Raw genomic sequence first — 2,885 nt, forward strand, 5'->3', positions numbered from 1 at the left:
TTATTAGTTTAGAAACAATTTTTCAACTTCATCTAACTGAACTCTATGGTAAGTGGTATTCAACAAAATGGCGCGAGAATGTAGTTAACGCTATCCAAACTGCCTTAAGAAAAAATCTATTAAAAATGGGCAATCAGGAAACTCACTGACCTCATAATACGATCTGGCGCATATCTGAAATATAGATATGTGCCATTTTTTATTTTAGGACCATTTAATGGAGTAAGGCATATTCTAACGGACAGATTAGTTTAGCAAGAAAGCATACTTCTTATTAGAAAAAAATCTTATTGAAGTCTATTTGTTTATTGTGTTATTCTAACGTAATACCTATTTTTAATAGGTCAATTTTCAGGAGTGATTTGCATGTTAAAGATGCATGAAGATTTTATTCAAAATGTAATAAAGCAGATAAAAAGTGACGAACGTTTTATAGGTATTCTTGCAGGTGGTTCAATGATAAACAATAATATGGATCAGTATAGTGACCTTGATTTAGTTCTTGTTTATGACTTATCCTTCCAAGAAGAAATAATGGAAAATAGGTTGCAAATTGCTAGGGAATTTGGGAATCTTTTATCAGGATTCACTGGAGAGCATGTTGGTGAACCTCGATTACTCATTTGTTTATTTAATGCTCCTATTCTTCATGTAGATCTAAAATTTGTAACGATAGAAGAAGTAAGGAATGGAGTGGAAAAACCTATTGTAGTATGGGAAAGGCATTCATCTTTAAGTCAAATACTTAGTGAAACCAATTATTCTTTTCCTTATCCAGACCTACAATGGATTGAAGATCGATTTTGGGTTTGGATACATTATAGTGCAACTAAACTTGGAAGAGGAGAATTATTTGAAGTAATTGATTTCCTTTCATTCCTTCGAGGAACTGTTATAGGCCCATTAGTGTTAATGAGAAATAAAAAATTACCAAGAGGGGTACGAAGAATTGAAGAAGATGCTCCAGAGCTTCTGGGAGAATTTAAAAAAACAGTAGCAATTCATGAGAAAGATAGCTGTTATAACGCAATTTTATCTACAATATCTCTATATCTTGATATCAGACGAGATTATGAAGCTGATATCCAAATAAAATCAGAGGCTCAACAAGAATCTATTAAATATTTAGCAGAAGTAAATAAGAAAATGTAGAAGTTCCTAATACAATTATTTAGGGAAAGGGTTAGTATTTCTGTAATAAATGAACTGAGATGTAGACATATCTTTTTCATAATGTAAAATCAATTAAGTTTATGTATGAATACACTTAAACTAAAGGATGCGTTTCTTCAATAAGGTCTTTGAAACGATCTTCCGTTAAAGGGCGCGCTTCATAAGAAGTGCGCCTTTCTTGCTGCCTTTGGTCATATATCCATTTAATTCTAACTTACTTAATAGAGATTATCCTTGGATTACGGATGCTGCATTAAAGGGAGAAAGTGCAAAGGTAGATTATGGGTATATGACAGTTAAAACCTTAAAAGATATCCCTGGGTATTTTAATGCACCTGCAGGTCATGTATATGGTTATCCTAAAATATAGGTTTAACTGAAACCAATAAACTAATCAATAAAGGGTGTACGAGGTACTCCCTTTTGTTATGTTGATCCTCCACAATATGGCGCGATGATCTAACAGTGCGCTTTTATTACGTTTAAAAAAATTGTTGTAAGATTTGAATGGTTTTGAAATAATTGGTATTAAGTTAAAGGGCATGTTAATTGAATATTACTATCAAGAATAGTAGGTGAAGATTATTAAAAAAATACTACTAACCGTTATCCCAATCTTGACTTTGTTGGTCGCGTGTTCTAATGAACAAACTTTTGAGGATTTCTTTCATTCAAAGATGGAACTGAAAAATGAATACGATGAAGAAGTAAATTACTCTTATTCTCTTGTGTATCAGGAACAAAATGTAGTTCATCCAAATGATGCAATTGCCATATTTACAGAAAACAAGCTCCAAGGAGAACAAATATTTATTGCATATTTTGAACAAGAAAATGGTACATGGAGTTGGAAGCAAACTAGAGGGGCAGAATGGGATACTCCTGTAAAATGGTCTTCAATGCACCAAGTACCATATATATATTCTGGTGCTATAAATGATGTTTCAATTGAGGAAGTCTATGCAGGGAAAGAAAAAGCTAAGATCGTTGATGTTGAAGGTGATAAAAGGTTCTGGTATGCCATCAGTAATGAAAAAGATGTAGATGTGAAAATAAATATGGAGGATGGAACTCAAGAAGTAATTGCAGAAATAGATGAAGAGATGTTAAAGGGTTGGAAAAAGAAAAAGAACGAATAGAATCCGTACAGCTTTTCTGTTAAAGGGGAAAAACCTATCTAATATATTCTCATGTGTTATTCAAGAAAATGGCGCAAGAGGCTAGTAAGGGCTATCTGGAATTTCCCTATAGTGATATGGAGGTTACAGCTGTATCTACCTTTGGAGGCATAGTCGTGATTATCAAAAAGAAAACAGTTGGATTAATTTTCTTATTCTTTTCAATCCTAATAACAATTGTTAGACTATTTATTTCAGAAATGCTAGGTTATAATGCCTCTTTTAGAATTTCAAATATCTATCGGATAACCATGCCAACATACGTTACTGCTTCAAACGTTGCAAGTTTAATGTTATTTGTTACTGGGTTTGTTTTAATCCTTTTAAGATCAAAAACAAGTAATAATATAGAATAGGAATTTATTTAGAAACATTTATAAATTGTGTTGAACAACTATTTTTCTCTAAATGCACCTACAACAGAACATATAATGTATTACAATGGCACAATGAAATAAAGAAAAGCTCGACTCTTTAGAGAAGGGCCTTTCTTATGTTTAATACATATTTTTTAAAGTAGTAACGTTAATACAA

General features: G+C 32.0%; 3 protein-coding genes. All 3 read left to right on the forward strand.

From position 1 onward, the window contains the following. The first annotated feature begins 366 nt into the window (after positions 1-366). The 3 genes from SLH48_RS22095 (at position 367) to SLH48_RS22105 (ending at position 2,312) form a co-directional block, all read left to right on the forward strand. Positions 367-1,152 carry an aminoglycoside 6-adenylyltransferase gene (locus SLH48_RS22095; protein ID WP_320259895.1) on the forward strand — a complete coding sequence of 262 codons (786 nt, stop codon included), beginning with the start codon at positions 367-369 and terminating at the stop codon, positions 1,150-1,152. Positions 1,153-1,351: 199 nt separating this feature from the next. Next, a complete protein-coding gene (locus tag SLH48_RS22100; protein ID WP_320259896.1) occupies positions 1,352-1,543 on the forward strand; it encodes a hypothetical protein in 192 nt (63 codons plus the stop codon). 205 nt (positions 1,544-1,748) lie between these two features. Then, positions 1,749-2,312 carry a hypothetical protein gene (locus tag SLH48_RS22105; protein ID WP_320259897.1) on the forward strand — a complete coding sequence of 188 codons (564 nt, stop codon included), beginning with the start codon at positions 1,749-1,751 and terminating at the stop codon, positions 2,310-2,312. Positions 2,313-2,885: the final 573 nt, after the last annotated feature.

The organism is Cytobacillus sp. IB215316 (genome assembly GCF_033963865.1).
Classification (GTDB): domain Bacteria; phylum Bacillota; class Bacilli; order Bacillales; family SM2101; genus Nanhaiella; species Nanhaiella sioensis.